This window comes from Brevibacillus antibioticus (assembly GCF_005217615.1).
GTDB lineage: Bacteria > Bacillota > Bacilli > Brevibacillales > Brevibacillaceae > Brevibacillus > Brevibacillus antibioticus.
This window is the reverse complement of record NZ_SZNK01000001.1, coordinates 4373824-4395778: the sequence shown is the minus strand read 5'-3', so window position 1 is coordinate 4395778 and position 21955 is coordinate 4373824. Positions and strand designations below refer to the sequence as shown.

24 protein-coding genes and 2 pseudogenes are annotated in these 21955 nt (G+C 47.2%); 15 read left to right on the top strand and 11 right to left on the bottom strand.

The annotated features are described in order from the left end of the window. Positions 1 to 208: 208 nt before the first annotated feature. Positions 209 to 964, bottom strand: coding sequence for an SDR family NAD(P)-dependent oxidoreductase (locus tag E8L90_RS21080; protein ID WP_137031217.1), 756 nt, complete (start codon positions 962 to 964; stop codon positions 209 to 211). A gap of 127 nt (positions 965 to 1091) precedes the next feature. Here E8L90_RS21080 and E8L90_RS21075 point away from each other — a divergent pair, with 127 nt between their 5' ends. Next, the gene (locus E8L90_RS21075) at positions 1092 to 1724 is read left to right on the top strand and encodes a nitroreductase family protein (protein WP_137031215.1); all 633 of its coding nucleotides are present in this window, start codon (positions 1092 to 1094) and stop codon (positions 1722 to 1724) included. A gap of 513 nt (positions 1725 to 2237) precedes the next feature. Continuing rightward, the gene (locus E8L90_RS21070) at positions 2238 to 2987 is read left to right on the top strand and encodes a hypothetical protein (protein ID WP_137031214.1); all 750 of its coding nucleotides are present in this window, start codon (positions 2238 to 2240) and stop codon (positions 2985 to 2987) included. Positions 2988 to 3033: 46 nt separating this feature from the next. Here E8L90_RS21070 and E8L90_RS21065 read toward each other — a convergent pair whose 3' ends face one another. The 3 genes from E8L90_RS21065 to E8L90_RS21055 are packed head-to-tail and all read right to left on the bottom strand — an operon-like array spanning position 3034 to position 6521. Continuing rightward, positions 3034 to 4425, bottom strand: a complete 1392-nt coding sequence (locus tag E8L90_RS21065; protein WP_244297334.1) for a sensor histidine kinase — start codon at positions 4423 to 4425, stop codon at positions 3034 to 3036. After that, a complete protein-coding gene (locus E8L90_RS21060; RefSeq protein ID WP_137031210.1) occupies positions 4412 to 5119 on the bottom strand; it encodes a response regulator transcription factor in 708 nt (235 codons plus the stop codon). The genes E8L90_RS21065 and E8L90_RS21060 overlap by 14 nt, the downstream gene beginning before the upstream one ends. A gap of 37 nt (positions 5120 to 5156) precedes the next feature. Beyond that, the gene (locus E8L90_RS21055) at positions 5157 to 6521 is read right to left on the bottom strand and encodes a VCBS repeat-containing protein (protein WP_137033545.1); all 1365 of its coding nucleotides are present in this window, start codon (positions 6519 to 6521) and stop codon (positions 5157 to 5159) included. 243 nt (positions 6522 to 6764) lie between these two features. On the opposite strand from E8L90_RS21055, the gene E8L90_RS21050 reads away from it, so the two are divergent. The 3 genes from E8L90_RS21050 (at position 6765) to rpmG (ending at position 9279) form a co-directional block, all read left to right on the top strand. Next, on the top strand, positions 6765 to 7721 hold the full coding sequence (locus E8L90_RS21050) for a hypothetical protein (RefSeq protein WP_137031209.1): 957 nt from the start codon (positions 6765 to 6767) through the stop codon (positions 7719 to 7721). 169 nt (positions 7722 to 7890) lie between these two features. Beyond that, on the top strand, positions 7891 to 9105 hold the full coding sequence (locus E8L90_RS21045; protein WP_137031207.1) for a GTP-binding protein: 1215 nt from the start codon (positions 7891 to 7893) through the stop codon (positions 9103 to 9105). A gap of 24 nt (positions 9106 to 9129) precedes the next feature. Then, positions 9130 to 9279: a 50S ribosomal protein L33 gene (gene rpmG / locus E8L90_RS21040; protein ID WP_007726139.1), complete on the top strand. Its 150-nt coding sequence runs from the start codon at positions 9130 to 9132 to the stop codon at positions 9277 to 9279. Between the two features lie 117 nt (positions 9280 to 9396). Here rpmG and E8L90_RS21035 read toward each other — a convergent pair whose 3' ends face one another. Beyond that, positions 9397 to 10542 (bottom strand): glycerate kinase, encoded by a 1146-nt coding sequence (locus E8L90_RS21035; RefSeq protein ID WP_137031206.1) that lies wholly within the window; start codon positions 10540 to 10542, stop codon positions 9397 to 9399. 90 nt (positions 10543 to 10632) lie between these two features. After that, complete coding sequence (locus E8L90_RS21030; protein WP_137031204.1) at positions 10633 to 11796, bottom strand: cation:proton antiporter; 1164 nt, start codon at positions 11794 to 11796, stop codon at positions 10633 to 10635. 184 nt (positions 11797 to 11980) lie between these two features. Between E8L90_RS21030 and E8L90_RS21025 the strand changes: the two are divergent. Then, a pseudogene (locus E8L90_RS21025) lies at positions 11981 to 12223 on the top strand (cupin domain-containing protein); the annotation flags it as partial. 49 nt (positions 12224 to 12272) lie between these two features. Here the strand turns inward: E8L90_RS21025 and E8L90_RS31135 are convergent. The 3 genes from E8L90_RS31135 to E8L90_RS21015 all read right to left on the bottom strand — a co-directional run bounded on the left by E8L90_RS31135 (position 12273) and on the right by E8L90_RS21015 (position 13236). Then, positions 12273 to 12407 (bottom strand): hypothetical protein, encoded by a 135-nt coding sequence (locus tag E8L90_RS31135; protein ID WP_012684166.1) that lies wholly within the window; start codon positions 12405 to 12407, stop codon positions 12273 to 12275. A gap of 26 nt (positions 12408 to 12433) precedes the next feature. Continuing rightward, positions 12434 to 12724, bottom strand: a complete 291-nt coding sequence (locus tag E8L90_RS21020) for a hypothetical protein (protein WP_137031202.1) — start codon at positions 12722 to 12724, stop codon at positions 12434 to 12436. A gap of 98 nt (positions 12725 to 12822) precedes the next feature. After that, positions 12823 to 13236 (bottom strand): Lrp/AsnC family transcriptional regulator, encoded by a 414-nt coding sequence (locus E8L90_RS21015; RefSeq protein WP_137031201.1) that lies wholly within the window; start codon positions 13234 to 13236, stop codon positions 12823 to 12825. A gap of 118 nt (positions 13237 to 13354) precedes the next feature. Between E8L90_RS21015 and E8L90_RS21010 the strand changes: the two genes are divergently transcribed. The 9 genes and pseudogenes from E8L90_RS21010 (at position 13355) to E8L90_RS20970 (ending at position 19328) form a co-directional block, all read left to right on the top strand. After that, positions 13355 to 14113 (top strand): MBL fold metallo-hydrolase, encoded by a 759-nt coding sequence (locus tag E8L90_RS21010; protein WP_137031200.1) that lies wholly within the window; start codon positions 13355 to 13357, stop codon positions 14111 to 14113. Positions 14114 to 14264: 151 nt separating this feature from the next. Continuing rightward, the gene (locus E8L90_RS21005; protein ID WP_137031198.1) at positions 14265 to 14858 is read left to right on the top strand and encodes a winged helix-turn-helix domain-containing protein; all 594 of its coding nucleotides are present in this window, start codon (positions 14265 to 14267) and stop codon (positions 14856 to 14858) included. Beyond that, a complete protein-coding gene (locus E8L90_RS21000) occupies positions 14855 to 15112 on the top strand; it encodes a hypothetical protein (RefSeq protein WP_137031196.1) in 258 nt (85 codons plus the stop codon). The genes E8L90_RS21005 and E8L90_RS21000 overlap by 4 nt, the downstream gene beginning before the upstream one ends. A gap of 36 nt (positions 15113 to 15148) precedes the next feature. Continuing rightward, positions 15149 to 15730 (top strand): ATP-dependent Clp endopeptidase proteolytic subunit ClpP, encoded by a 582-nt coding sequence (gene clpP / locus E8L90_RS20995; protein ID WP_137031194.1) that lies wholly within the window; start codon positions 15149 to 15151, stop codon positions 15728 to 15730. A gap of 260 nt (positions 15731 to 15990) precedes the next feature. After that, entirely contained in the window at positions 15991 to 17676 is a 1686-nt protein-coding gene (locus E8L90_RS20990) for a methyl-accepting chemotaxis protein (RefSeq protein ID WP_137031193.1), read from the top strand. A 260-nt stretch (positions 17677 to 17936) separates the two neighbouring features. Then, on the top strand, positions 17937 to 18263 hold the full coding sequence (locus E8L90_RS20985; protein WP_341870816.1) for a helix-turn-helix domain-containing protein: 327 nt from the start codon (positions 17937 to 17939) through the stop codon (positions 18261 to 18263). Continuing rightward, positions 18202 to 18414 (top strand): annotated as a pseudogene (locus E8L90_RS20980) (IS200/IS605 family transposase); the annotation flags it as partial. The gene E8L90_RS20985 and the pseudogene E8L90_RS20980, both read left to right, overlap by 62 nt. Positions 18415 to 18448: 34 nt before the next feature. Further along, entirely contained in the window at positions 18449 to 18811 is a 363-nt protein-coding gene (locus E8L90_RS20975; RefSeq protein WP_137031191.1) for a cupin, read from the top strand. Between the two features lie 82 nt (positions 18812 to 18893). Beyond that, positions 18894 to 19328 (top strand): metal-dependent hydrolase, encoded by a 435-nt coding sequence (locus E8L90_RS20970; RefSeq protein WP_137031190.1) that lies wholly within the window; start codon positions 18894 to 18896, stop codon positions 19326 to 19328. 211 nt (positions 19329 to 19539) lie between these two features. Here the strand turns inward: E8L90_RS20970 and E8L90_RS20965 are convergent, their stop codons facing one another. After that, positions 19540 to 20091, bottom strand: a complete 552-nt coding sequence (locus E8L90_RS20965) for a DUF4309 domain-containing protein (RefSeq protein WP_162309108.1) — start codon at positions 20089 to 20091, stop codon at positions 19540 to 19542. Between the two features lie 193 nt (positions 20092 to 20284). Further along, positions 20285 to 21934, bottom strand: coding sequence for a DUF6583 family protein (locus tag E8L90_RS20960; RefSeq protein WP_137031187.1), 1650 nt, complete (start codon positions 21932 to 21934; stop codon positions 20285 to 20287). Between the last annotated feature and the right edge of the window lie 21 nt (positions 21935 to 21955).

The window sequence follows — 21955 nt, the reverse complement described above, 5'->3', positions numbered from 1 at the left end:
AAGCCGCTCATTTCCGTTTGGAAGCGAGCGGCTCTTGTTTTTTTAAAAAAACTCTAGTGCTGCCAATTCGGTAAAGGCCAGTATCAGATACCCGATTGCCAATAGCCATAGGGCGAGAATTCTGAGGTCTTCCTCTTCAAATGGCATACAACTCCTCCTTTTTCTCTTGTTAGATCAACATATTCAAGAGGGAGGGCATTGGTTTAGCTTATGGCTCGTATATCATCTTGCGGGTCATACCGCCATCTACAATCAGCTCAGTACCCGTGATGAAATCGTTGTCCTTTTGTGTCAAAAATAGGCAAGCACGGGCAATATCGTCGGGTGTACCTACGCGACCTGCCGGATGCTGAGCATGATCTCCGGGACGAAGAGCGGCATAATCACGATGTTCAATCCAGCCGGGAGAGATCGCGTTGACACGAATCCCATCGGGGCCGAGTGAGACACCAAGCGCATGTGTTAAGGATAAAATGCCTCCTTTGGAAGCTGCATATGCCTCCGAGTGTGGCTCGGACATGTGCGCCCGCGTCGAACATAGATTAAGGATGGCGCCTCCACCATGGCGACGCATGATTTTGGCTGCTTCTCTCGATGCGAGAAAAACACTGCGCAAATTCGTGTTCAAGATGTGGTCCCACGCTTCAACGGTCAGTTCATAGGGGGATTCCCAGACGGACAAGCCCGCGTTGTTGATCAAAACATCGAGCCGCCCCCAGCGTTCATCGACGCTTCGCATCAATTGTTCGATCTGCGCTGGCACACTAACGTCGATGTGCTCGAAGTGGGCGGTGCCTTTCACTGCTTCTGTCTTGTTGATTAGCAAGGCCGTTTCTTCTCCTGCTGCGCGATTGTATTCAGCGATGACGACGTGTGCACCTTCGGCAGCATACATGGTGGCGACAGCTCGTCCAATGCCTTGGCCACCGCCAGTGACGATGACAATGTTATCCGTGTATTTCATTGAGAGTGCCTCCAAACAATAGGGTATGAAGCGAAATGTAAAAAGTAATTGCAAAATGTTTGTAACGATAATAAAGTAAGTAGTGTATTTTGAACAGTGTACTATACAGTATGGAGGAGATACAACCATGGGTACAGAACTGAAAATCACCGCTGAACAGGTAATGGAAGCCCGTCACAGCGTGCGTAAATACGATCCAAATGGAAAAATTCCACAAGGCGAGCTGAACGAAATCCTGCGTCTTGCAGCAAGTGCGCCATCGTCCTGGAATTTGCAGCATTGGCGTTTTCTCGTCGTGACTGATCCTGCTATCAAAGAAAAACTGCTCCCAATCGCATACAATCAGCAGCAGGTAGTAGATGCTTACGCTACCATCATCATTCTCGGCGATCTGGAGGCGTACAAGTCGGCTCGCCCTGTTTATGATGAAGCATTGGCAAAAGGATACGTGACAGAGCAAGTGCGTGAGACCATGATCGCGCAAATCGAAGGGGCTTACAATAACAACCCGGAAATCGCGCGTGATGAAGCAATCCGTAATTCGTCCTATGCAGCAATGCAACTCATGCTGGCGGCAAAAGCAAAAGGATACGACACATGCCCAATGGGTGGCTACAACCGTGATGCGCTCATTAAAGAGCTGAACATCCCATCCCGCTATTTGCCAACACTCATGCTGACTTTGGGGAAAGCAAGCGTGCAGGCTTATTCGACTTCCCGTTTTGGCCTGGATGAATTGGTCATTAAAAATAGCTTCTGAAAACCAAATGATTGAGTTTATCTTGTAATATGATGGTTATGTTATTTAATAAATATGGATGTAACAGGACTCACCACGCCTCTTATTAATGCGTACCAGGGTGGGTCTTTTTTTATTAGGGATTAGGGAAGAGTTAGAGCTAAAACTATTACTTTCTATACTATTGAAAAATTGAGTCTGCATTTCATCCAATCTAAGGACATATCTGCTGGATTTCATTACGGTGGTCAATTCTCAGGAGAAAAGTCTCTTTTTTTGTGTGTAAATTCTGTTTTATATTTATAGATGTAAAACATTTACATATAAGGGTATTATTGCGGAGTTCGAAAGTCGTTACTAGTTTCCTCGTTGTTACTTACTTTGGAGTATTATCGTCAATTTCCGCTTTTGCCGCAATAGGAAGGAGACAGCAACTCATCAATAGGAATGACAAATAATCTGGCTTCTTCGTCATCTAAAGTTGTTTGGGATGAAGCTCGGTTTAAGAACTAAATCTGTTAGGAGGGAGTTATCATGTTGAATATAAAAAAGATAATAGGGAGTATCGTTGTAGGCGTCACTTTAGGAGTCGGTGCATATGGATATATGTACCTTAGTAAACCAGAAATAACGGAAGCTAATTCGAAATCTCCATACATCAATTCAATAGCGGAGTTAAAAGAAGAACCAATCATTGGTTTGAAAATGTTTGAAGCCAACAATAATTACGGTTACCTATCAGGTACAATTGTCAAAACTGGTGAAGTAGAAAATTCAATTACCGAGATAGTTATAGCACAGCCTGATCGTTTTCACGTGAAATTTTTCCCTGATTCTAATGATAAAAAAGTATTTATTGAAGCAGTCAACGATGGGAAAATCGTTCAAATAAAGGAAGAAAACGGTGAAATTACCGAGTCAACGCCACTTCCAACACAAAATATAATGGAATTACAAAGTTTAAAGGAAAGTAGTAAAGACAATAACGAAGTCAGGCTTAATTTAAACGGTACTTTTCTTCCGATTGGTAACGTCAATGAGATGCTTCATCCCGAGATGTATGTACAAAGTGTATTTAGACGAGGCGACATGAATACACTTGGTGAAGAGAAATACTTAGAAAGAGATGTAACCTTGATCGAAATTGTAAATGCACAACTTAAAATTGGGAATCGGCAGGTATTTTGGATAGACAACAAAACAGGAATCGTTTTAAAAACTGTATTGTATGATGACGATGCTGAGGTACAAAGTCAGTATTTTGAAAGCGTCGAATTTAACTAGTCTCGCAAAAAAAAGCAGGAAGAGCCCCTACGCTCTTTCTGCTTTTTTAGTTCGACAACAACGGCAAATCCACCATAATCGATGTTCCATGTCCAAGGGCGCTGCTGACCGAAAACCGCCCGGCATGGAGTTGAATGATCTCTTTGCAGATCGACAATCCAAGGCCGCTGCCGGAGAGCTTGGAGCGTCCCTTGAAAAACTTTTCTGTGACATGCGGCAGATCTTCTGGGTTAATGCCTTCGCCAGTATCCGTGACGGTGACAAGGAGCCTATCGCCTGACAAGGAAGCTGCGATGATGATCGAGCCTTTTTGTGGCGTGAATTTCAACGCGTTGTCCAATAGATTCACAAATACTTGCTTTAGCCGATTCGGGTCTCCCATAACCATGAGTGGGGTAGGGGGAGTCTCCAGCGTCAACTCGATTTGCTTCGCATTGGCACGTACGGAAAATTGAAGATGCAAATCATGGAGAAGCTCCCGGACATCCATGCCTTCACGAGACAATTTCATCTCACCAGATTGAAACTTCGAGAAATCGAGCAATTCCTCGACGAGCCCGATCAAACGATCTGTCTCCTTGGAGATGACTTCCAGACCGAGCATCGTCTCTTCAGGCTCTTCCAAACCACCCGAAATGAGTGTTTCACCCCACCCTTTAATCGATGTAAGTGGGGTACGCAGCTCATGAGAGACAGAGGAGATGAAGTCATTTTTTAGCTTTTCGTTTTTCCCGATCTCCGTTGCCATGTAATTGAAAGTGTCCGCGAGGGTTCCGACCTCATCATCGAATCGTTTTGGCGCGCGGACAGCGAAATTTCCTTCCGCCATTTGTTTGGCCGCATTCGTTAAATCTTCGATAGGGTCGACAATTCGTTTTGCCATGAGCAGGCTAAGTGCAAAAGCGAGGACGACTACGCCTGTCCCAACGCCAGCGCCGTACAAGGCAATGCGATTTACTGCTTGATAGAGCGGTTCAGCGGAGATCGTGTACCGCAGAACGCCTACAAATTCTCCGCTGTACGTAAGCGGATTGGACACCGCGATGACACGCTCCCGCGACTGTGGACTTTTCCCAATGTACAGACCACTTTGCCCTTTGAGGGCATCCATGACGTCAGGGGTATTGATGATCTCGCTGGTCTGAAAGCCGTAGGAGTTGAGAATGACCTTTCCTCCTGGGTCCAAGACCTCGATTTTGGCGTATTCCTGATTCGAAACATTCTCCAAAATGTAGCGTGCTTTGTCTTTTAACCGATAGCCAGTGGCGTACTTGTTAATAAAATTAGTGAAGGTCGTGCTGCGGGTCACCAATGCCTCGGTAGCAGTCCCGATGTAATACGTATGAACGGCCCAGTAAAACAGTCCTTCCAAGAGCAGTACGATCAGAAGGAGGATCAGGCCAAAATGAAGAACCAGCCTGCTCTTAATGCCTTTCATCTGGGATGTCCTTTCGCCAGAGGTAACCATACCCCCAGACTGTCTCCAGGAAAGCTGGATGAGCCGGATCGTCCTCGATTTTTTGCCGGATTCGGCGGATATTCACATCAACGATTTTTAAGTCCCCGACAAAAAACTGACCCCAAACCGCTGTCAAAATCTCGTCCCGACTGATGGCTTTGTTCGCATTTTCTGCGAGTAATTTGATGATGGCAAACTCTTTTGGTGTAAGGTCAATTTCTTGTTCCGCCCGAATCAGCTTGCGTTCATCGAGCAATAGTGTGAAGGGGGCAATATTAATTTCATTTTTGTCCTCCGCCTCAGGAATGGGTGTCAATCTGCGATGCAACGCTTTGACACGGGCCAACAGCTCCGCAGGGCTAAACGGTTTGGAGACGTAATCGTCGGCGCCGAATTCGAGACCCATGACCTTGTCCAGCTCCTGGCTTTTGGCCGTCAACATGATGATTCCGAGGCGCGGATATTTGTTGCGCAGTTGCCCGCATACTTCGAAGCCATCAATACCGGGGAGCATGACATCGAGAATCGCAATGACGATATCCGATTGTTGATCTGCGAGAGCGAGTGCCTCTTCTCCAGTGCCTGCCTCGATCACCTCATAGCCCTCGCGCTTGAGATTGATACGTACAAAATCCCGGATGGATTTCTCGTCTTCCAGTAATAGAACCTTCATAGGGCAAATCTCCTTGATAAGGATTTACTATTTCACTTTATTCCCGGTTCGTCATCGGTTTGTAGAGCTGACGAATCTCCTCTGCGGTAAGCTGCATGGATCGATATTCCGCGAGAGCAGCCTTTCCAAGGGTAGGGGTTGTTTGCGGTAAAATGGCGATCAAAACTTGTTTTCCCTCTTCCTTCAGCAAAATGTAGGGAACTTGCTTTTGCTTCAATCCGCTTTCAAATTTGATCCATTCGTTTTGTGGAATGTTTTGCAGCGTTAGTAATTCCGCCTTATTTTTCCCATTCGCACCGTAATATTGGAATCGGACTAGAAGTGGATTCGTATCATGGTTGATGGAGATGGTGTACTTTTCGCCCCATTTTGCCGGAATCTTGAGGTCAAAGCCCTGTGTGTAATTTTGATAATGATCCTCGATGTGTTTCAAGCCTGTTTTCCCGTCCCATTGGAAGTAGGAGGAGACCCAAGGGATTTCTGCCATGGCTAAATCCTCTGTCCCAGCGGGTTGTATCTTTGTGCCGATCTCGATGATGCCATCACCGTTGATATCTTCACTTTCCAAAGAATACGGCTTGAAGGTCAGGTCCATCTCTCCTTCTATTTTTGCCAATGGGTTGGACAGTTGTCCATTGTCCCAGAGGAGTAGTTCAGTGGAAGCCGAGTGAGCACCTAATCCAGCATCAATAAATAGTCCGTTTCGGGTTGGCGATGCTTTTCCGATGATAGCCTGATAGTAACCATTGACATATCCGTCAAGGGCTATCTCCGTCTTTTTGGCGATTGTGCCGTTCGCCGCCCCATACAGCTCGGCTTTGGATGTGAAGTTATTTTTATCGAGAACAACGAGAGCGAGATCCGCTTGATTATCTCCTGTCAAATCGCCTACGGTCATAATGGTATAGGGCTGCTTCATTAATTCCTGGGTCATATTATTCGCTAGCGAATAAACGGAGAGCTCCTTGTTCAAATCTTCCCCGCCGCCCATTCCAATCAGCATTTCCGGAATTTTGTCCCCTGTGAGATCTTGAAAGGAGACGTAATCCAATTCACTGCCGACACCAGTAAAGGAGGAGAGCTTTTCCCAGTTTCCTTGCTTTTGGGTAAGCACAAGCACACCGATTTCATAATCGGTTTTTTCAGTTTTGTAAAAAGCGACGACCTCTGCAACCCCATCTCCGTTTAGATCCTGTAGGGAGACGGCACTGGCTTCTGCGGGATGAAGAGGAACAGATAATTGTGACCCAGCCGGCAAAAATTGCATGACGGCCTGATTAATCGATTTTTGATCGCCGTCTGCTGACGGGGCGCGCATCAATTCATTGGGTGTATCTGTGAGTCCGCAACCGCTAACAAGCGAGGCGCAGAGTGCTGTCGTAACGAGCCAAGCCTTTTTCATTTCAAATGTTCCTTTCTGTTGCTGCATCCATTTGACTATATTGTAGCTTGCCCATCCCGCAAATTTGTTGCAAAACGGTAAAAAAACCCGTTGTCGAGCTTTTTAAGAACGAACGAATATGCTCTAAGCTACCTTATACAGGAAAAAAGCATGAGAGAACAGGGAACATTTTACTAGCAACAATTGACCTAGCAAGTTCGTTTAAAAATGTAGGATCGGAGTTATACGAAGGAGGAGAATAGGATGAAAGCATGGCACAAAACGATGGCGGCAGTTCTTTGTAGCGGCGCAGTTCTCATGGCTTCGGGCGTTGGGGCTGACCCAGTTCAAGCGAGCGGCACTCAATCGCAAGCGTACGCGCCAGTAGTCTTATTGCAACCAGAGCAAAATATCCCGTTCACCATACAATTTGTTGATGGATTTTTGGCAAAAGTAACGAATACAAAAACAAAAGCGACGAGTACAGTAGATATATCGGACAATAAGGCTACGTACGTGAGGCAAGGAATTTATCATGGCAATGGAAAGTTGCAAAAGGCAACCAATGGATATACGCATAAGCTGGTGGAGCTGGTGCCATTCCGGGATGCGAAAGGCAACCTGCGTTACATGGGCAAGCAAACCTTGCATGGGCTGAACACGGTGGATCGCCTGGCAGTGGCGACCAGCGTGTGGAACATCGTTGACAGACAGCCACAGCTTTTACAAGTAACGGTTCAAAAAGCAGATTGGGACAATATGCCGTCGCCAGATGTGACGATCAATAGTGGCTTCAATATGAGCAGCGATAGTACCTTTGTTCTTGATACGAAGTATGCAGACGTGACTGGAGACAACATCAAGGATCATATTTTTCTTGTGGGTGATAAGATGGGCCTATCGATGAATCAAACGGCCCACAACCTGCGTGTCGTGGTTCGCGAGGGGAAGGATAAACAACAGACATTTATCTCTGTAGGGAAACGCGACAGTGGTATTCTTCCGAGGCTCGCCATCACGGATGGCAATGCTGATCAGGTAAAAGACATCCTCGTCACGATGCCGACTGCGACAGGTTCTGTGTACAGTCAGCTTACGTGGAAAGATAATCGCCCGCAGCCAGTCGTCGAGCAGGGGAAATTGAATGATCGTCAGGTGTACCAGCCAGTCATTGGGACTTATGGCGAAGCGGTTGGGATGAATAAAGTGAAAAAACAATAGTGGAGCAGGTGTGGGTGAAATCAGTCAGAGTGAAATCTGGCTGATTTTTTTATAGTTCCTTAAAACGTAACAATTACGTTTTATATTGACTCCGAATATTTAGATGCGTTATGATAACCATCAAATCGTAATAATTACGTTTTAAGAAAAATGAAAAGGAGAACCAAGTATGAACATGATTGAAAAGAAAATCCCCGTCACAGTCCTGAGCGGGTACTTGGGAGCGGGCAAAACGACGCTACTAAACCATGTCCTAAACAATCGGGACGGGCTACGAATCGCCGTGATCGTTAACGATTTGAGCGAAGTAAACGTAGATGCCTCTCTTATTCTCTCGGGAAGTGGTCTTTCACGTGTGGACGAAAAGGTCGTGGAGCTGTCGAATGGCTGCATTTGCTGCACCTTGCGAGAGGATTTGCTGACGGAGGTAGAGCGTCTGGCTTTGGAAGGACGGTATGACTACATACTGATTGAATCGACGGGAGTAGGCGAGCCGGTTCCTGTCGCCCAGACTTTCACATACGTAGATGAAGAAAATGGCATCAATTTATCGTCCCTATGCCGCCTGGACACGATGGTGACCGTAGTGGATGCGTACTGCTTCTGGCATGACTTTTCGTCCGGCGAAAACCTTTTGGACAGAGGGCAGGCTGTTGGCGAAGAGGATACCCGTGAGGTCGCGGATCTTTTGATCGACCAGATTGAATTCTGCGATGTGCTGATTCTGAACAAATGCGATCGCGTCGCTCCAGATGATTTGATACAGCTGGAAGCCGTTCTGCGCAAGCTACAGCCAAATGCTCGCTTCATCCGCGCTGTTCGTGGGCAGGTGGACCCACAAGAAATTTTGAATACCCATCTGTTCGACTTCGAGAGCGCCAGTCAATCAGCTGGATGGATTGCTGAGCTGCAAAAGGAAGAGCATACACCTGAGACGGACGAGTATGGAATTTCCTCCTTCGTTTATCGCAGTGGCAGGCCGTTTCATCCAGCCCGTTTTGAAAAGTGGTTGGAGGATTGGCCAGAAGAAATCGTGCGTGCCAAAGGCTTTTTCTGGTTGGCGACACGAAATGAAGTAGCGATGTCCTTCAGTCAGGCGGGGCCATCCATCGAAATCGGAACCGCTGGCTATTGGACAGCAGCGTTATCGGCAGAAGAGCAGCGAGCCATTCTGGTAGAAGAGCCGGATTGGCAGCAAACATGGCATCCCGTACATGGGGATCGAAAGACAGAGCTCGTCTTTATCGGGATTGATCTGAAACAGGAGCAAATCGTGAAGCATCTCGATGCATGTCTCCTGAACGATGAGGAATACGAGGCAGACTGGAGTAAACTGCCCGATCCACTCCCAACAGCAGATGCTGTAATCGAGACGACATTGTAACCAAAAAAGAGGAGGCTGACATCCATGCGCGTGAACGTTACCTTGCAATGTACGGAAACCGGAGACCGCAACTATATCACATCCAAAAACAAGCGGAATCATCCCGAGCGATTAGAACTGAAAAAATACTCCCCGCGACTAAAACGCTATACCCTTCATCGGGAAACAAAGTGATTTCAAAAAATGTAAGTGTGTCTTTCGAATGAAGAATTTTTCCCGTATACGAGATGCGATAAAAGAGAGAAGCGGTTGCGATGGACACTTGCTTGAGTGAGGAGTATGCTGCAAGTCCTAGCTCTTAAACAGAAGCGGCAAAGTAGCAATCCGCATAACCTGCTCGGATGTCTGCTCCAGGAGCGAGGCTGCTTCGCGCATCGATTGATCCAGCGTCATCGGTTTGTTCGTGATGCTGACAACGGCAGAAACGCCTTTTTCATAAAGGGCGTCGATGCCATTTCCAATGGAACCAGCGAGGACGATGACAGGAATACCGTATCGTTGCGCGACTTGGGCAACTCCACATGGCGTCTTTCCTTGGGCAGTCTGGAAGTCGACTTGTCCCTCACCTGTGATCACAAGATTGGCTTTGTCCATGGCTTCCGCAAGTCCGGTGGTCTCGATCACAATCTCAATCCCGGAACGCAGCTGACCATTCAGCAAAGCGAGAAGGGCCCCAGCGACACCGCCTGCAGCACCAGTTCCAGGCAAATCGTGAATGGCGATGCCGCGGGTCTGTTCGATCAAGTCAGCGAAATGGCGCAGATGATCATCCAATTGCAGCACCATTTCCGCGGTGGCTCCTTTTTGCGGACCGAAAACGTGAGAAGCGCCATTGGGTCCAACAAAAGGATTGGTGACATCGCACGCGATGACGAAGTGACAGTCAGCCAGTCGCTTATCAACCTGACTCGCGTCAATACGGCTCAGTCGTGATAATTCACCACCTCCAAAAGAGAGTGGCTGATCGTCTTGGTCGAGAAGTACATACCCGAGAGCTTGGAGCATACCAGCGCCTCCGTCATTGGTAGCACTGCCACCAAGCCCCAGAATGAACTTGCGGCAGCCTTGATCCAGTCCAGCCGTAATCAACTGACCAAAGCCATAGGTCGTCGTGACAAGCGGGTTGCGATTAGCCGTAGAAATCAAGTAAAGGCCAGAGGCAGCAGCCATTTCGATCACACAGGTTACACCGTCACCCAAAATACCGAATTCAGCCGAAATGTCCTGTCCGAGCGGGTTTTTTACGGTGGCGGTCAGTATTCTGCCATCTGTGGCATCGACCAGGCATTGCATAGTACCTTCGCCGCCGTCAGCCATCGGTTTCACGATGAGTTCACTTTGCGGGAGTGCGCGTTGAATTCCTGAGCGAATAGCTTCGCCCACCTGTTTGGCAGTCAGGCTGCCTTTAAAGGAATCTGGAGCGATTACAATTTTCATGACGGTGTTCCTCCTATCAGGAGAGGGTATTTTTACCATAATAAAAAAGACTGTCTCCCGCGTCTATGGCGAGAAACAGTCTTTGTTGTGTTAGGCGTTCTTTTTCAACGCCATTCCTTCTGGCTGCGATGTTTTCGAGAAGAACATTTTCATCATTGGCGGAGTGACGATGGTCGTCAAGAGTACGACGACAATCAGGACGGCAAACATTTCTTGCGTGAGCAAATTATTCTCCAAACCAATGGCGGCGATAATGAGTGCCACTTCTCCACGCGATACCATGGCAGCACCAATGGCCATTGAGTTTTTCCACTGGAAGCCTGTGATTTTTGCACCAAAAGCACCACCGATGAGCTTGGAAACAACCGCGATGACGCTCAGGAGTACAATCAGTCCGAGATTGTCCAAGATGCCAGAGAACTGTGCCGTTACCCCGATCGAGGTGAAGAAGACTGGTACGAAAACCGCGTAGCTGATGGTTTCGACCTTGTGTGTTACTTCTGTCTTGTAATTGGTTAAGCTGATGGCAACACCGGCGATGTAGGAACCGATGATGGCGGCAACCCCTGTATATTCAGCAAAATAAGCGAACAGGAAACAGATAATGAGTGCTGCGGAAATGACCGATTCTGTAACCTGCAACGGAGCAAATTTTTTCAAAACCCAAGGGACAACCTTCCAGGAGAGAACGATAACGATGGCAAAAAACGCGACCTTTTTCAAAACCACCATGCCGAGGTTTACGTCGCCGCCAGCAAAGCTCATCAGGAAAGCGAGTGCGAGGATGACCAAAACGTCATCAATAACAGCAGCTCCCATGATCGTTGCGCCTTCTCTTGATTTTAGCTTGCCCAATTCCTTCAAGGTTTGTACGGAAATACTCACACTGGTAGCAGAGAGCAGCAGGCCCAGGAAGATCGCTTCAATGTTGGAGAGACCAATTGCAATCCCAGCACCATAACCGAGTGCAAGTGGCATAATAATACCTGCCACACCTACGCTAGTTGAAGACTTGGCGGTGCGTTTGAACTCATCAATATCGGTTTCCAAGCCCGCGATAAACATGAGCAGGATAACCCCGATTTGGCTAATTTCCTTGAGGATTTCTGTGTCTGTGACTAGCCCAAGAACGGAAGGACCTAAAACGATACCGATGAGCAGTTTCCCCAAAACGGATGGCTGTCCCAGCCGCACGCTAATGTCACCGGCGATTTTGGAGGCGATCAAAATGACAGCTAGCTGAAAAATAAGCATGTGGTTTCCCCCTTTTTACAAAATAAAAAAGAGCCCGTAATCACAGCTTTCTTTTTGTCGGCTAAAAAAAGACAAAAAGAACCCTATGATGACAGGCTCCTCCAGTTACGAATCAAATATTCACTTATCATACACAAATATTTTAACATAGCCAGCAGAAAAAGTAAACACTTGGTGACAAATGCGGATGCCCGGAAATACAGCAGAAGTGCGCCATTATCACGAGCGCTCGCGACAGTTTTTCTTCGTCCTGTCAGGACAGGCTATGCTGGAAGTGGATGGGGTTCGTCATGTGATCAATAGGCAGGAAGGGGTAGAAGTGCCTCCAGGAGTCAAACACCAGATGAGAAACGAGGGAGCGGAGGATGTGGAATTTCTTGTGATCTCGCAGCCGACAACAAGAGGAGGCCGCATTCAGGCAGAGTAAAGAAAGCCTGACCGTCAAAAGAAGCGGTCAGGCTTTTATATGCGTCGTGTTATTTGAAATTGGTAAAATCGGACACCTGCGCGAAGAAATCTGCCAATGCGTGAATTCCTTCGAATGTTTGATAAGCGAAAATAGGCAGACCCACAATAAACAACAAAGCTTCTCCGATATATTTGGCGATCATATGATCAACCTCCTTTTGGATGTTCGTTACGCTACGCGATCCAAAACGAAGGAACCATATGTATCCATTTCGCCGTCTGTATGCTGTATGCGCCTGAATAAGCGAAGGCGCTGCGGTTGCCTTGCCGCCATTGGATAAGTCTCAACCAACAACGTGTTAATGGAAGGTTGGTACATATCCGTGACGTTCTGATGTAGAGCCCGGTTTTGCAGGTAACACTGTCTGAGACAAAAAGCAGAAGTGAAGCATCCTACAAAAAGCGCGACCAAGGCGAAGAAATCTTCCAGCGAAAACAGCAATAACAGCATATCTTCCATGGCGATTCTCCTCCTTTCGTATTCATCATTCTACTCTTGTTCACAAAATCGTGCAATCTTAAAAATTAATGAGAGCGAATACATTGACAAACTACCAACTATTTCAATTTGTTAATCGATAGGTTGACACGGTAGTTCCCAAAAGGAAGCAGGGCATCTAAAAAATGATTGAGGGCCTCTTGATCTGGAACATGTACCACCATGGAATAGCAGCCTTCTCCACTAATGCGATGTGCTTGGACGATCTCGCTGCGACTTTTGATAAAACGAGTGAAGAGAGAATGATCGGTAGTGGTCATGAACATAGTGACGAGAGCAGTGAGGAAAGGGGTAATTTTAGCTTCGTCAATGAGCGTTGTGTAGCCTTGAATAATCCCTTCCTGCTCCATTCGTCTAATGCGGTTGCCCACGGCTTGACCGCTTAGATGGACCTGTTCGCCGATGTCCTTCCACTGCAAGCGGCTGTTTTTGCGTAGCAAGGCAAGGATGGAGAGATCAATTTGGTCTAGCATGCGTAACTCCTTTCACGGTGAAAGTGGGTAGCCAGCAATCGTTTCGCGGCAACCGTTCACGGCCTTATACAATAAACGTACATCCATTATAGCGATAACAAGGAAAGGAAGAAATGACATGCAGATTCAGCTTGTACGACATGCTACCCTGCGTTTGGAATATGCAGGGCTGACATTTTTGGTCGATCCGATGTTTAGCTCCAAGGGCGAATTGCCAGCCGTACCAAATACACCGAATCAGCGCCCGAATCCAGGAGTAGAATTGCCCATATCCGTGGAGGAGGTACTCGTTGGCGTGGACGCCGTCTTGGTGACGCATACCCATTTCGATCATCTGGATGAAGCGGCCATCCGCCTTCTCTCGAAGCATTTGCCTGTATTTTGCCAGCCACCTGATCGAGAAAAGCTGGTGCAGCATGGCTTCGAACAAGTCATTGCCATCGAAGCGGAGTATACATGGCAAGGTGTTCATCTGCATCGGACAGGTGGTCAACACGGAACAGGTGAAATTGGGCAGAAGATGGGGCCAGTATCTGGCTTCGTCCTGCAGCGAGCTGGTGAGCAGACGCTGTATGTTGCAGGGGATACGATTTGGTGTGAGGAAGTGGAGCGGACAATCGTTGAATATCGTCCGGATGCGATCGTTGTTTTCGCAGGTGCGGCCCGGTTCTTGACGGGAGACCCGATCACGATGACGAAGGAGGATATCATCCATGTCGCTAACGCCGCGCCCGACAGCCGTATTCTCGTTGCCCACATGGAGACGTGGAACCATTGCTTGCTCAGCCGCCGGGAATTGAATGAATGTTTGCAGGAAAAACAGCTGTCCGAACGTGTACATGTTCCGCAGGATGGCGAAACCATCTCTTTTCATTGAGCAAACCGAAAAGTAATGAAAAACAAAAGCTCCACAGTTCATAGTGGGGCTTTTGACGTTGTCGAAAAAAAGGCTTAACCATCATTTGACAAACAAAAACGAACGTAATAAACTATTTTTACGTAAATGATTAATGTCATGAGGTGTTGTTGTGGCGCACGAACAACTGGAAACATATGTAGTCGAGAAGCCGGAACAGGCGATGGCGCTATTGAACCCGCTCCGTGCCGAGATTTTAAGCCGTTTGGCAGAGCCTGCTTCAGCAGCAGAAGTCGCGCGTGGTATTAATGAAATCCCGCAGCGTGTCAATTATCACTTGAAGGCCTTGGAAAAGGTCGGATTGGTTAGGCGGGTAGGGAGTCGACAGGTGCGCAATCTCGTCGAGGTGCTTTATTTGGCGATTGCGCGGACGTATGTGCTCTCGGAAGGATTGAACTGGGGCAATGATACCGTTCAGCAAATGAAGGATCAAGGGTCGCTGTCTCATCTGGTCCAGACAGCAGAACGAATCAAGCGGGATGCCATGCTCTTGCTGGAGCGCTCCGATCAAGAGGTGGAGGTTCCGAGCGCCTCCCTGAATGCGAGTATTCAGCTAGCCAGTGCGGAACAGCGCAGTGCTTTTGTTGAGGAATACGTCCAACTGGTGAATCAGCTTGTGGCGAAGTATCAGCCAAAAGAAAAAGGACAAGAGGCGTATCAGGTCGTTCTCGCGGTTTATCCAAAACAAGGAGGAGACGAGGCATGAAGGCACAAGCTACGGAGTCAACCAGGTCCAAACCCGTAATCGTTTGGGAAAGTCGAGTCCAGCCTCAAACCGATCAGGTCATTGCCATGCCTGTCCGAAAGGGAAATGGGATTGCTATCGAAAGAGAAGAAGCTGTCCAGACATGGTCAGTGGGCCCGGCGAGTAATCCGGCAGTGGTGACGCAGGTTTCATCTGGATTTAACAAAAAATCAGTGGCGGTTCCACAAGCAACCAGCATGCGAATGGCCGCATAAGAAAATCGAGCGTAAACAAGCGAAGGAGGGTTTTTCATGAATCTCATTCCGGTAGTAGTCGAGCAAACGAGTTATGGAGAGAGGTCCTATGACATTTACTCCCGGTTGTTGAAGGATCGCATCATTTTTCTCGGAAGTGCCATCGATGATCAGGTAGCCAATGCAGTCGTAGCTCAGTTGCTGTTCCTGGCAGCAGAGGACCCGAAAAAAGACATTCACTTATATATCAATTCGCCCGGAGGCTCTGTCACAGCAGGGATGGCGATTATCGATACGATGAAGTTTGTGGCACCTGATGTGTCCACGATCTGCACGGGAATGGCAGCGTCTATGGGCGCGATGCTTCTCGTAGCAGGAGCGCCCGGCAAACGGTACGCGCTGCCCAATGCAGAAGTCATGCTCCACCAGCCGTGGGGAGGGAGTCAAGGACAAGCGAGTGATATCAAGATCGCTGCAGACCGTATCATGCGACATCGCACTATGTTATATACGATCATCTCGGAGCGTACAGGAAAGACAGTCGAGCAAATCGAAAAAGATGCAGACCGCGACTATTTCCTTACCGCCGCAGAGGCACTCGAATACGGCTTGATTGATAAAGTGATCGAAAAATTGTAGAGAGGGGGGCTGGGGTGAAGATCCTATTTCTGGGGGAACGCGTCGGCCATCCTCCTGAAAGCATGTTACAAGAAAATGACTATTTCACAGAGGATAAACTGCTCGCAAAGCTCGGCGTTTAATATGTAGCAAGGAGTTTCGTATACAGTCTGTTTGAACCGCCAGGATGTTGTCTGGCGTTTTTTTTTGCACATCAATTGTTTGAAGGAAGGAAGAGCCGGGTATGAAACAAGAGTATCAGATGACGGGAGGCTCACCTTGTGAAAATCAGAACAAAAATTATCCTGGCTTTTGGTGTCATATTGGCAGTCATGTTTGGTTCAGGTATGTATATGCACGTGCAAATGCTAGCTATGAAGGCATCTTACACTAAAATTCTCGAAGAGGAAAAATTGTTGACGGACCTGCGTGAAATGCAGTTTATCTTGACAGGTCGAACTAATGACGAACGTGGCTACTTGTTAACAGGCGATGAAAAGTTTCGGATGGAATTGAAGGAAAAGGAAGCAAAGGTGGACAGCCTGTTTGCCAAAATGAACAGTTTTCTTGAGTCTTCTCACCATCGTGAAGAAATGGAGAAGGCGAATAGACTATACAAGTCCAATTTGGAGTCGAGCGATAAAGCGGTAGAGGCACAGAATAATGGACGACGTGAAGAATCCATCGCTCTACATTTCGGCCAGGAGCGGCAATCGAGAAAAGAACTGAATTCGGTTGTGAGTGGACTGGTCGAAGAGGTGCGTAATGGAATCGAAGTAGATCAACAGGAGCTGGCGGAGAACGAAAGAATTTCGGCCATGATCCAGTTATTTTTTAATGCAGTGGGGATTCTCGTCGCGATTGTAGTTGGTGGTCTTCTGACTCGCTCGATTGTGGCACCCTTGCATCGGGTGAACAAACAGCTACATGATATCGCTGACGGAAAAGGAGATTTGACGCAAGAGTTGACTGTCTTTTCCAAAGACGAGATTGGACAGTTGGCAGGCTCATTCAACCGGATGCTAGCCAATTTACGAGGGCTGATCTCTCAGGTTCGCGAGCATGCCCAGCAAGTTGCGGCCGCAGCTGAACAACTGACAGCGAGTTCGAAGCAAACGAGCCAAGCTACAGAACAGATTGCCATCACGATCCAGGAAATGACGGAAGGAACGGACAGGCAATCCCAAAACGTAGAGGAGAGTCAGCAGGAAGTCGAAGAAATATCCGCAGGAATTGAAAAAATTGCGGCACGTGCACAAAGCGTGTCTGCTGCGGCTGCCAGTACCTCAGAGCTGGCGGAAGAAGGGGATCGGACTATCCAGCAGTCGGTATCCCAGATGGACGGGATCGGAGAAACGATGGAGCATTTGACTGCACTGATAAGTGGTTTGGGAAAACGTTCCGAGCAAATCGGTCAAATCGTCGAAGTCATTACGCAAATTTCGGGTCAGACGAATCTCTTGGCATTGAATGCCGCTATCGAAGCGGCGAGGGCGGGCGAGCATGGCAGAGGCTTTGCTGTCGTGGCGGATGAAGTGCGAAAGCTGGCAGAGCAGGCATCTGCATCGGCACAAGAAATTTCCCAGTTGGTAGCGACGATCCAGATGGAGACGAACGAAGCAGTTCTCACGATGGAAAAAGGCTCCCAAGAAGTATCAGATGGGATGGGGGGCGTCGCAAGAGCAGGAGAAGCGTTCTCTCATATTCGCGATGCTGTTGTGGGCGTGACGAATGAAATTCAAGAAGTATCGACTGCCGCACATACCCTTACAGAAAGTACAGGCAAGGTCGGACAATCGATGCAGATGATTGCCACTGTCGCACAATCGGCTGTCTCTCTGTCGGTGGGAGTCTCCTCTGCTACAGAAGAACAGCTTGCCTCGATGGAGGAAATCTACGCCTCGGCTGCATCGCTGGCGAGTCTCGCGGATGATTTGGAAAAACTGATAGGCCATTTCAAGGTATAAAGCTTCGCTACAAGATGCACCCCTTAGAATCGAAGGAAAGATTCTGAGGGGTGTTTTTGACGGAGAAGACAATCCCGAGTTTGAAAATAGACCCCGTGATGCCGCTAATTCTTCCGAACATGTGGGCAGGGAGCACCTTTTTGACTGGCACTCCGGGCTAGCTTGGCAAAAGTGGGGATGAATAAGTTAAATCTCCCAATATTTTTATAGAACATACGTTCCTGTTGTGGTAGACTCCTCCTGTGGGGAGGTGAATCGCGATGCTCCGTAAAAAAGCGTTCCATTTTCGAAGTTTCCCTAATCAGGAGCAAGCCGTACTCATCTCGAAAACATTGAAGTGCAGACGCTCTGTGTTCAATCGATTTCTCGCATGCTGGAACGAAACCTACAAACAAACGGGCAAAGGGTTAGATAGCACCGTCCTTCAATCCTCCCTCCAAACCCTCGCAGATGCATTCACCCGATTTTTCAAAAAACAAAATGAAGCACCGCGTTTCAAAAGTGAGAAGAATAAAGTCCAGACTTATCACTCGTGCCGTAAAACATTTGAAGGGCTATACATCCAGAGTGTTGCGGATGGAATTTAGACATCTCAAAAACAGACTTCCCTCGCTATGGACAAACTCCTACTTTGTTGCAACGGTTGGCACGGTGCGAAGGAATCCGACTGGGAAATATTTGGTTTCGGCAGTAATCGTGGAAGATGAGTCTGTCATAGTACCACTAGTTGCGCTATGATAAGGCTTACATGTCAAAAGGTGGAGGAGAAAGTATGCAACGATTTCGATTTGATCAGCAAGTAGGCAAAACGATTGATCGCTATAATTCCGTCCAGGCGACGATTTCTCGAGTCATGCGCACGCCTGATTCCGTTTCGATCGGGTGTATCCATTTGGGGGCAGGCGGGATTGTCGGCTATCATCCGGCGACTTGCCCTCAGCTTTTTCTAGTCGTGAGCGGAGAAGGTTGGGTACGCGGTGAAGGTACAGCGCGCATCCCGATCCAAAGTGGACAAGCAGCATTTTGGATCACAGGGGAAGGACACGAGTCAGGCAGTGAAACCGGAATGACGGCAATCGTGATCGAAGGAGATGGACTCGATCCGGAGAGCTTCATGTCCTTGTTGGAGACCTAGTTTTTTTATGGTATTGGTTTGCCATTCCAACAACCGTACATAAGCTCATTAGACTATCTTAGAAAGACGGTGTGAAAGGCAAATGACATGGAAAACACATATGGTACTCGGTGCCATTGCAGGCTACTGTGCCTATCCTTCGTGGAAGGGCAGTGTCATTGGTGCAACGATGGCACTTGTACCCGATATCGATCAAGCAAATAGCAAGCTCGGAAACTTGATGGGACCTGTATCCAAAATGCTGCAAAAAGGATTCGGTCATCGTACAGTGACACACTCATGGGTAATATTGTTCCTTCCATTTCTGCTATTCAGTGATTCTCCGGCTGCCATGGCAGCGCTTTGGGGGATTTTGTCCCATCTGATTAGCGATATGCTGGTGGGACGCATTCAGTTATTGTGGCCGTTGCGGGTGGGATGGTTCGGCATTCCGGTGTCCAAGTCGATGTATCGGACTGTGGATCGAATCGTATTTTATGTAGCGATTGTATATATCGTGATCAAGGGTTATCAGTAAGAAGAATGGACATTGAAAAAGGACTTTCTTTCAGGAGACCACTGCAAAAGTCCACTTTTATTAGAACAGCAAAATTGCCAAAGAACAACGAGCCTCTAGAATCACTTCTAGGCTCGTTTCGCGTCTAGGGAGACATATTTGTCCCCACTAAAATCTTTGTTTTTTCCAAAAACTCGACATTTGCAGCAGTCTCCATAAGGGAGGCAGTAGTTTACCTTAGATATACAGTATTAATCGCACTTTCATTTGTCTCTGCGAAAAATGATAAATATCGTTCTCCTGCTAAATAATCCATCTGCCACCCTGTTCCATGTGCATCATCATATGCTTCAGTTGAAGGTGAACCATAGTTTACTTTTAGTTGAGCAGGGGTTGCGTTTATCCCTAATATTTTTGCGTCCGCAATGATCCCGAGTACCTTATCCTCATCCTTGAGTTGATCAAGGGAGTCCAAGTATTCCTGAAATTCAAAGCTAAATCCTTCATAAAACAGATTTAAGCCCCTTTCAGAGTTTCCTATACTTTTAGGGTTGCCATACATCTTGATGATCTCTTTTTTGGTAGCCCCAATTCCCGCCTCTATCCCCTTTAATTTCCCTTGTGCTGCAAGTTCCATAAACTCTTCTGCTGTCTTTTTTTCAGGAGACTGTGTTTCCTTGACCCCATTCGGCGGAGAAACAGTTGTTGATGACTGACATCCAATTACAATAAGGAAAACAGGCAGAACGATAGCTGATATCAACCATCTTTTTAGCTGAACCATCATAAGACCTCCTAGATTAATTTACTTGTTCTTGCATTAAACCAAATTATTTACATTCGTAGTGAGATCATAATGCAAAGCAGTTTCTTTCAGGAAGTCCTTTTTCAATAGAACAAAAAAGCTGACACCGGTTTAGGACCGATGCCAGCTTGCTAGTAACTATTATGAACGGATTCTTCTTATCACGAAACAATTAAGGCCTCATGAACTGTTGCACAAGCTCAGCGTTTTCAGACATGAATTTATCCACGTTTTGCATGACTTCTTGTTGCGCTTCCATCATTTGTTGGTCAGTCACTTTAACGAAATTGATGGAGTTGTCAGCAGACATAGCTGGGATTTCCAGTGCTTTGCCGAATTCTGCTTTGGACTTCAGCTTGAAGCTAAAGCCTTTTGGCATATCTGGAGTAGGATTTGAGAAGTTCACTTTTACCGTGCCGTCAGAATCTACACCATTGTCGGTCTTCGTCTCGTTCACGGTAACATTACCGGTCAGAGCAACAGGGTTGGAGGAATATTCGTCTGCCGCTACGAGTGCAAAGTCATACTTTCCGGTTGTTTTCTTGTCTTGCTTGGTTGTATCGAAAGTAGTCGAGAGGTCCAGAATTGGCTGGTCGGTTTCTTTCAACAGGATGCTGAACTTGCCCTTTGTCTTGTCTTTTTCTTTTGTCGCTCTGTAGGTGAAAGACATTTCGCCATTTTGCTGATCAGACAGATTGTGCAGGGAGTAACGGTAGTACGTTTCTGCACCTTTATCGTAGGAAACACTGCTGTAGACCAATTGATCTTTTTGCGCTTTCTCATCGAGCAAGAGCTTGCGGGACAAGATTTGATGATCGCTATCCACGAGTACGACCATTCTCACTTGATCAGTTGATTTGGCGTCTGTATCTTCTGTATCCTTGATGATGTCATCGAAGGCTTGCTCGTAATTTTTCTTGAATTCTTCTTTGCTGATTTCTTCTACTTTGTAGCCGCTGTCGAGCATCAGGGTAGCCACATTGTGGTAGCGGCTGTAGATCAGGTCAAACAGCTTCTGGTCTGCTTTTGCTTTCTCTGCAATTTGTTTCGTCAGAGCCGTGCCTTCTTGAGAGTTGAAAGTAACGGTGATCTCTCGTGCATCTACCTTGAGTCCTTCTTCAGAGAAAGAAACGTCTTTTTTGATGCTTACCTGGCTGTCTTTGATGCTGTCAGCATACAGCAAGGCATACGGAGTCATGACCGTTTTAAGTTCATCTTGGTTAAAATTGATCGCTTCATTTAAATCGCTATAGCTTACGATTCGCTTCGGTAGTTCCTCGCCGCCCATCTTTTCCTTAAGGGCATCGCGATCTTTCAGATCCATATAAGCGTATTTCGAGTAAAACTCCGGCAGCTTGAAGCCCATAACAGAATCATTCAAGAAGTACTCAAGAGTAGCCAGCTTTTTATCTTGTAGGTGAACTTCCAGGTTCCCCGTCTGTTGATTTTTCTGTTCATCGATGTTGCTTTGCATTACGAACTTCGCTTTGCCCAGCATGTCGAGTATTTTTTGTGCTTGCGGGTCTGGGATAGTTGCATCTAGGGCAATTTCACTCAACTCAGTGGTGGAGTGAACTGGTTTTTCCATGTACGGCTTCATGTAGTCTTGGTATTCACCATAAGCTTTGGATGCGTCGTTAGAGAACTTCATCATGCTCTCCGCTTCCGCTTGCAGGTAAATCGTTTTTGCACTCTTAAACAAATCGTACTTGGCATAGGCGGTACCTAATCCACCGAGCACAACGACAGCCGCTGCCCCCGCGATTAGCCATACTTTCTTCTTGCTTTTACGCGGTGGGTTCACGTTTGTTGCAGTTTCCATTTTTTCTCTCCCCTTTTGCTC

Bases quoted from the DNA above. Each gene is read 5' to 3' on its own strand.
- E8L90_RS21080 (WP_137031217.1), bottom strand. From the start codon at position 964: ATGAAATACACGGATAACATTGTCATCGTCACTGGCGGTGGCCAAGGC.
- E8L90_RS21075 (WP_137031215.1), top strand. From the start codon at position 1,092: ATGGGTACAGAACTGAAAATCACCGCTGAACAGGTAATGGAAGCCCGT.
- E8L90_RS21070 (WP_137031214.1), top strand. From the start codon at position 2,238: ATGTTGAATATAAAAAAGATAATAGGGAGTATCGTTGTAGGCGTCACT.
- E8L90_RS21065 (WP_244297334.1), bottom strand. From the start codon at position 4,425: ATGAAAGGCATTAAGAGCAGGCTGGTTCTTCATTTTGGCCTGATCCTC.
- E8L90_RS21060 (WP_137031210.1), bottom strand. From the start codon at position 5,119: ATGAAGGTTCTATTACTGGAAGACGAGAAATCCATCCGGGATTTTGTA.
- E8L90_RS21055 (WP_137033545.1), bottom strand. From the start codon at position 6,521: ATGAAAAAGGCTTGGCTCGTTACGACAGCACTCTGCGCCTCGCTTGTT.
- E8L90_RS21050 (WP_137031209.1), top strand. From the start codon at position 6,765: ATGAAAGCATGGCACAAAACGATGGCGGCAGTTCTTTGTAGCGGCGCA.
- E8L90_RS21045 (WP_137031207.1), top strand. From the start codon at position 7,891: ATGAACATGATTGAAAAGAAAATCCCCGTCACAGTCCTGAGCGGGTAC.
- rpmG (WP_007726139.1), top strand. From the start codon at position 9,130: ATGCGCGTGAACGTTACCTTGCAATGTACGGAAACCGGAGACCGCAAC.
- E8L90_RS21035 (WP_137031206.1), bottom strand. From the start codon at position 10,542: ATGAAAATTGTAATCGCTCCAGATTCCTTTAAAGGCAGCCTGACTGCC.
- E8L90_RS21030 (WP_137031204.1), bottom strand. From the start codon at position 11,796: ATGCTTATTTTTCAGCTAGCTGTCATTTTGATCGCCTCCAAAATCGCC.
- E8L90_RS31135 (WP_012684166.1), bottom strand. From the start codon at position 12,407: ATGATCGCCAAATATATCGGAGAAGCTTTGTTGTTTATTGTGGGTCTG.
- E8L90_RS21020 (WP_137031202.1), bottom strand. From the start codon at position 12,724: ATGGAAGATATGCTGTTATTGCTGTTTTCGCTGGAAGATTTCTTCGCC.
- E8L90_RS21015 (WP_137031201.1), bottom strand. From the start codon at position 13,236: ATGCTAGACCAAATTGATCTCTCCATCCTTGCCTTGCTACGCAAAAAC.
- E8L90_RS21010 (WP_137031200.1), top strand. From the start codon at position 13,355: ATGCAGATTCAGCTTGTACGACATGCTACCCTGCGTTTGGAATATGCA.
- E8L90_RS21000 (WP_137031196.1), top strand. From the start codon at position 14,855: ATGAAGGCACAAGCTACGGAGTCAACCAGGTCCAAACCCGTAATCGTT.
- clpP (WP_137031194.1), top strand. From the start codon at position 15,149: ATGAATCTCATTCCGGTAGTAGTCGAGCAAACGAGTTATGGAGAGAGG.
- E8L90_RS20985 (WP_341870816.1), top strand. From the start codon at position 17,937: ATGCTCCGTAAAAAAGCGTTCCATTTTCGAAGTTTCCCTAATCAGGAG.
- E8L90_RS20975 (WP_137031191.1), top strand. From the start codon at position 18,449: ATGCAACGATTTCGATTTGATCAGCAAGTAGGCAAAACGATTGATCGC.
- E8L90_RS20970 (WP_137031190.1), top strand. From the start codon at position 18,894: ATGACATGGAAAACACATATGGTACTCGGTGCCATTGCAGGCTACTGT.
- E8L90_RS20965 (WP_162309108.1), bottom strand. From the start codon at position 20,091: ATGGTTCAGCTAAAAAGATGGTTGATATCAGCTATCGTTCTGCCTGTT.
- E8L90_RS20960 (WP_137031187.1), bottom strand. From the start codon at position 21,934: ATGGAAACTGCAACAAACGTGAACCCACCGCGTAAAAGCAAGAAGAAA.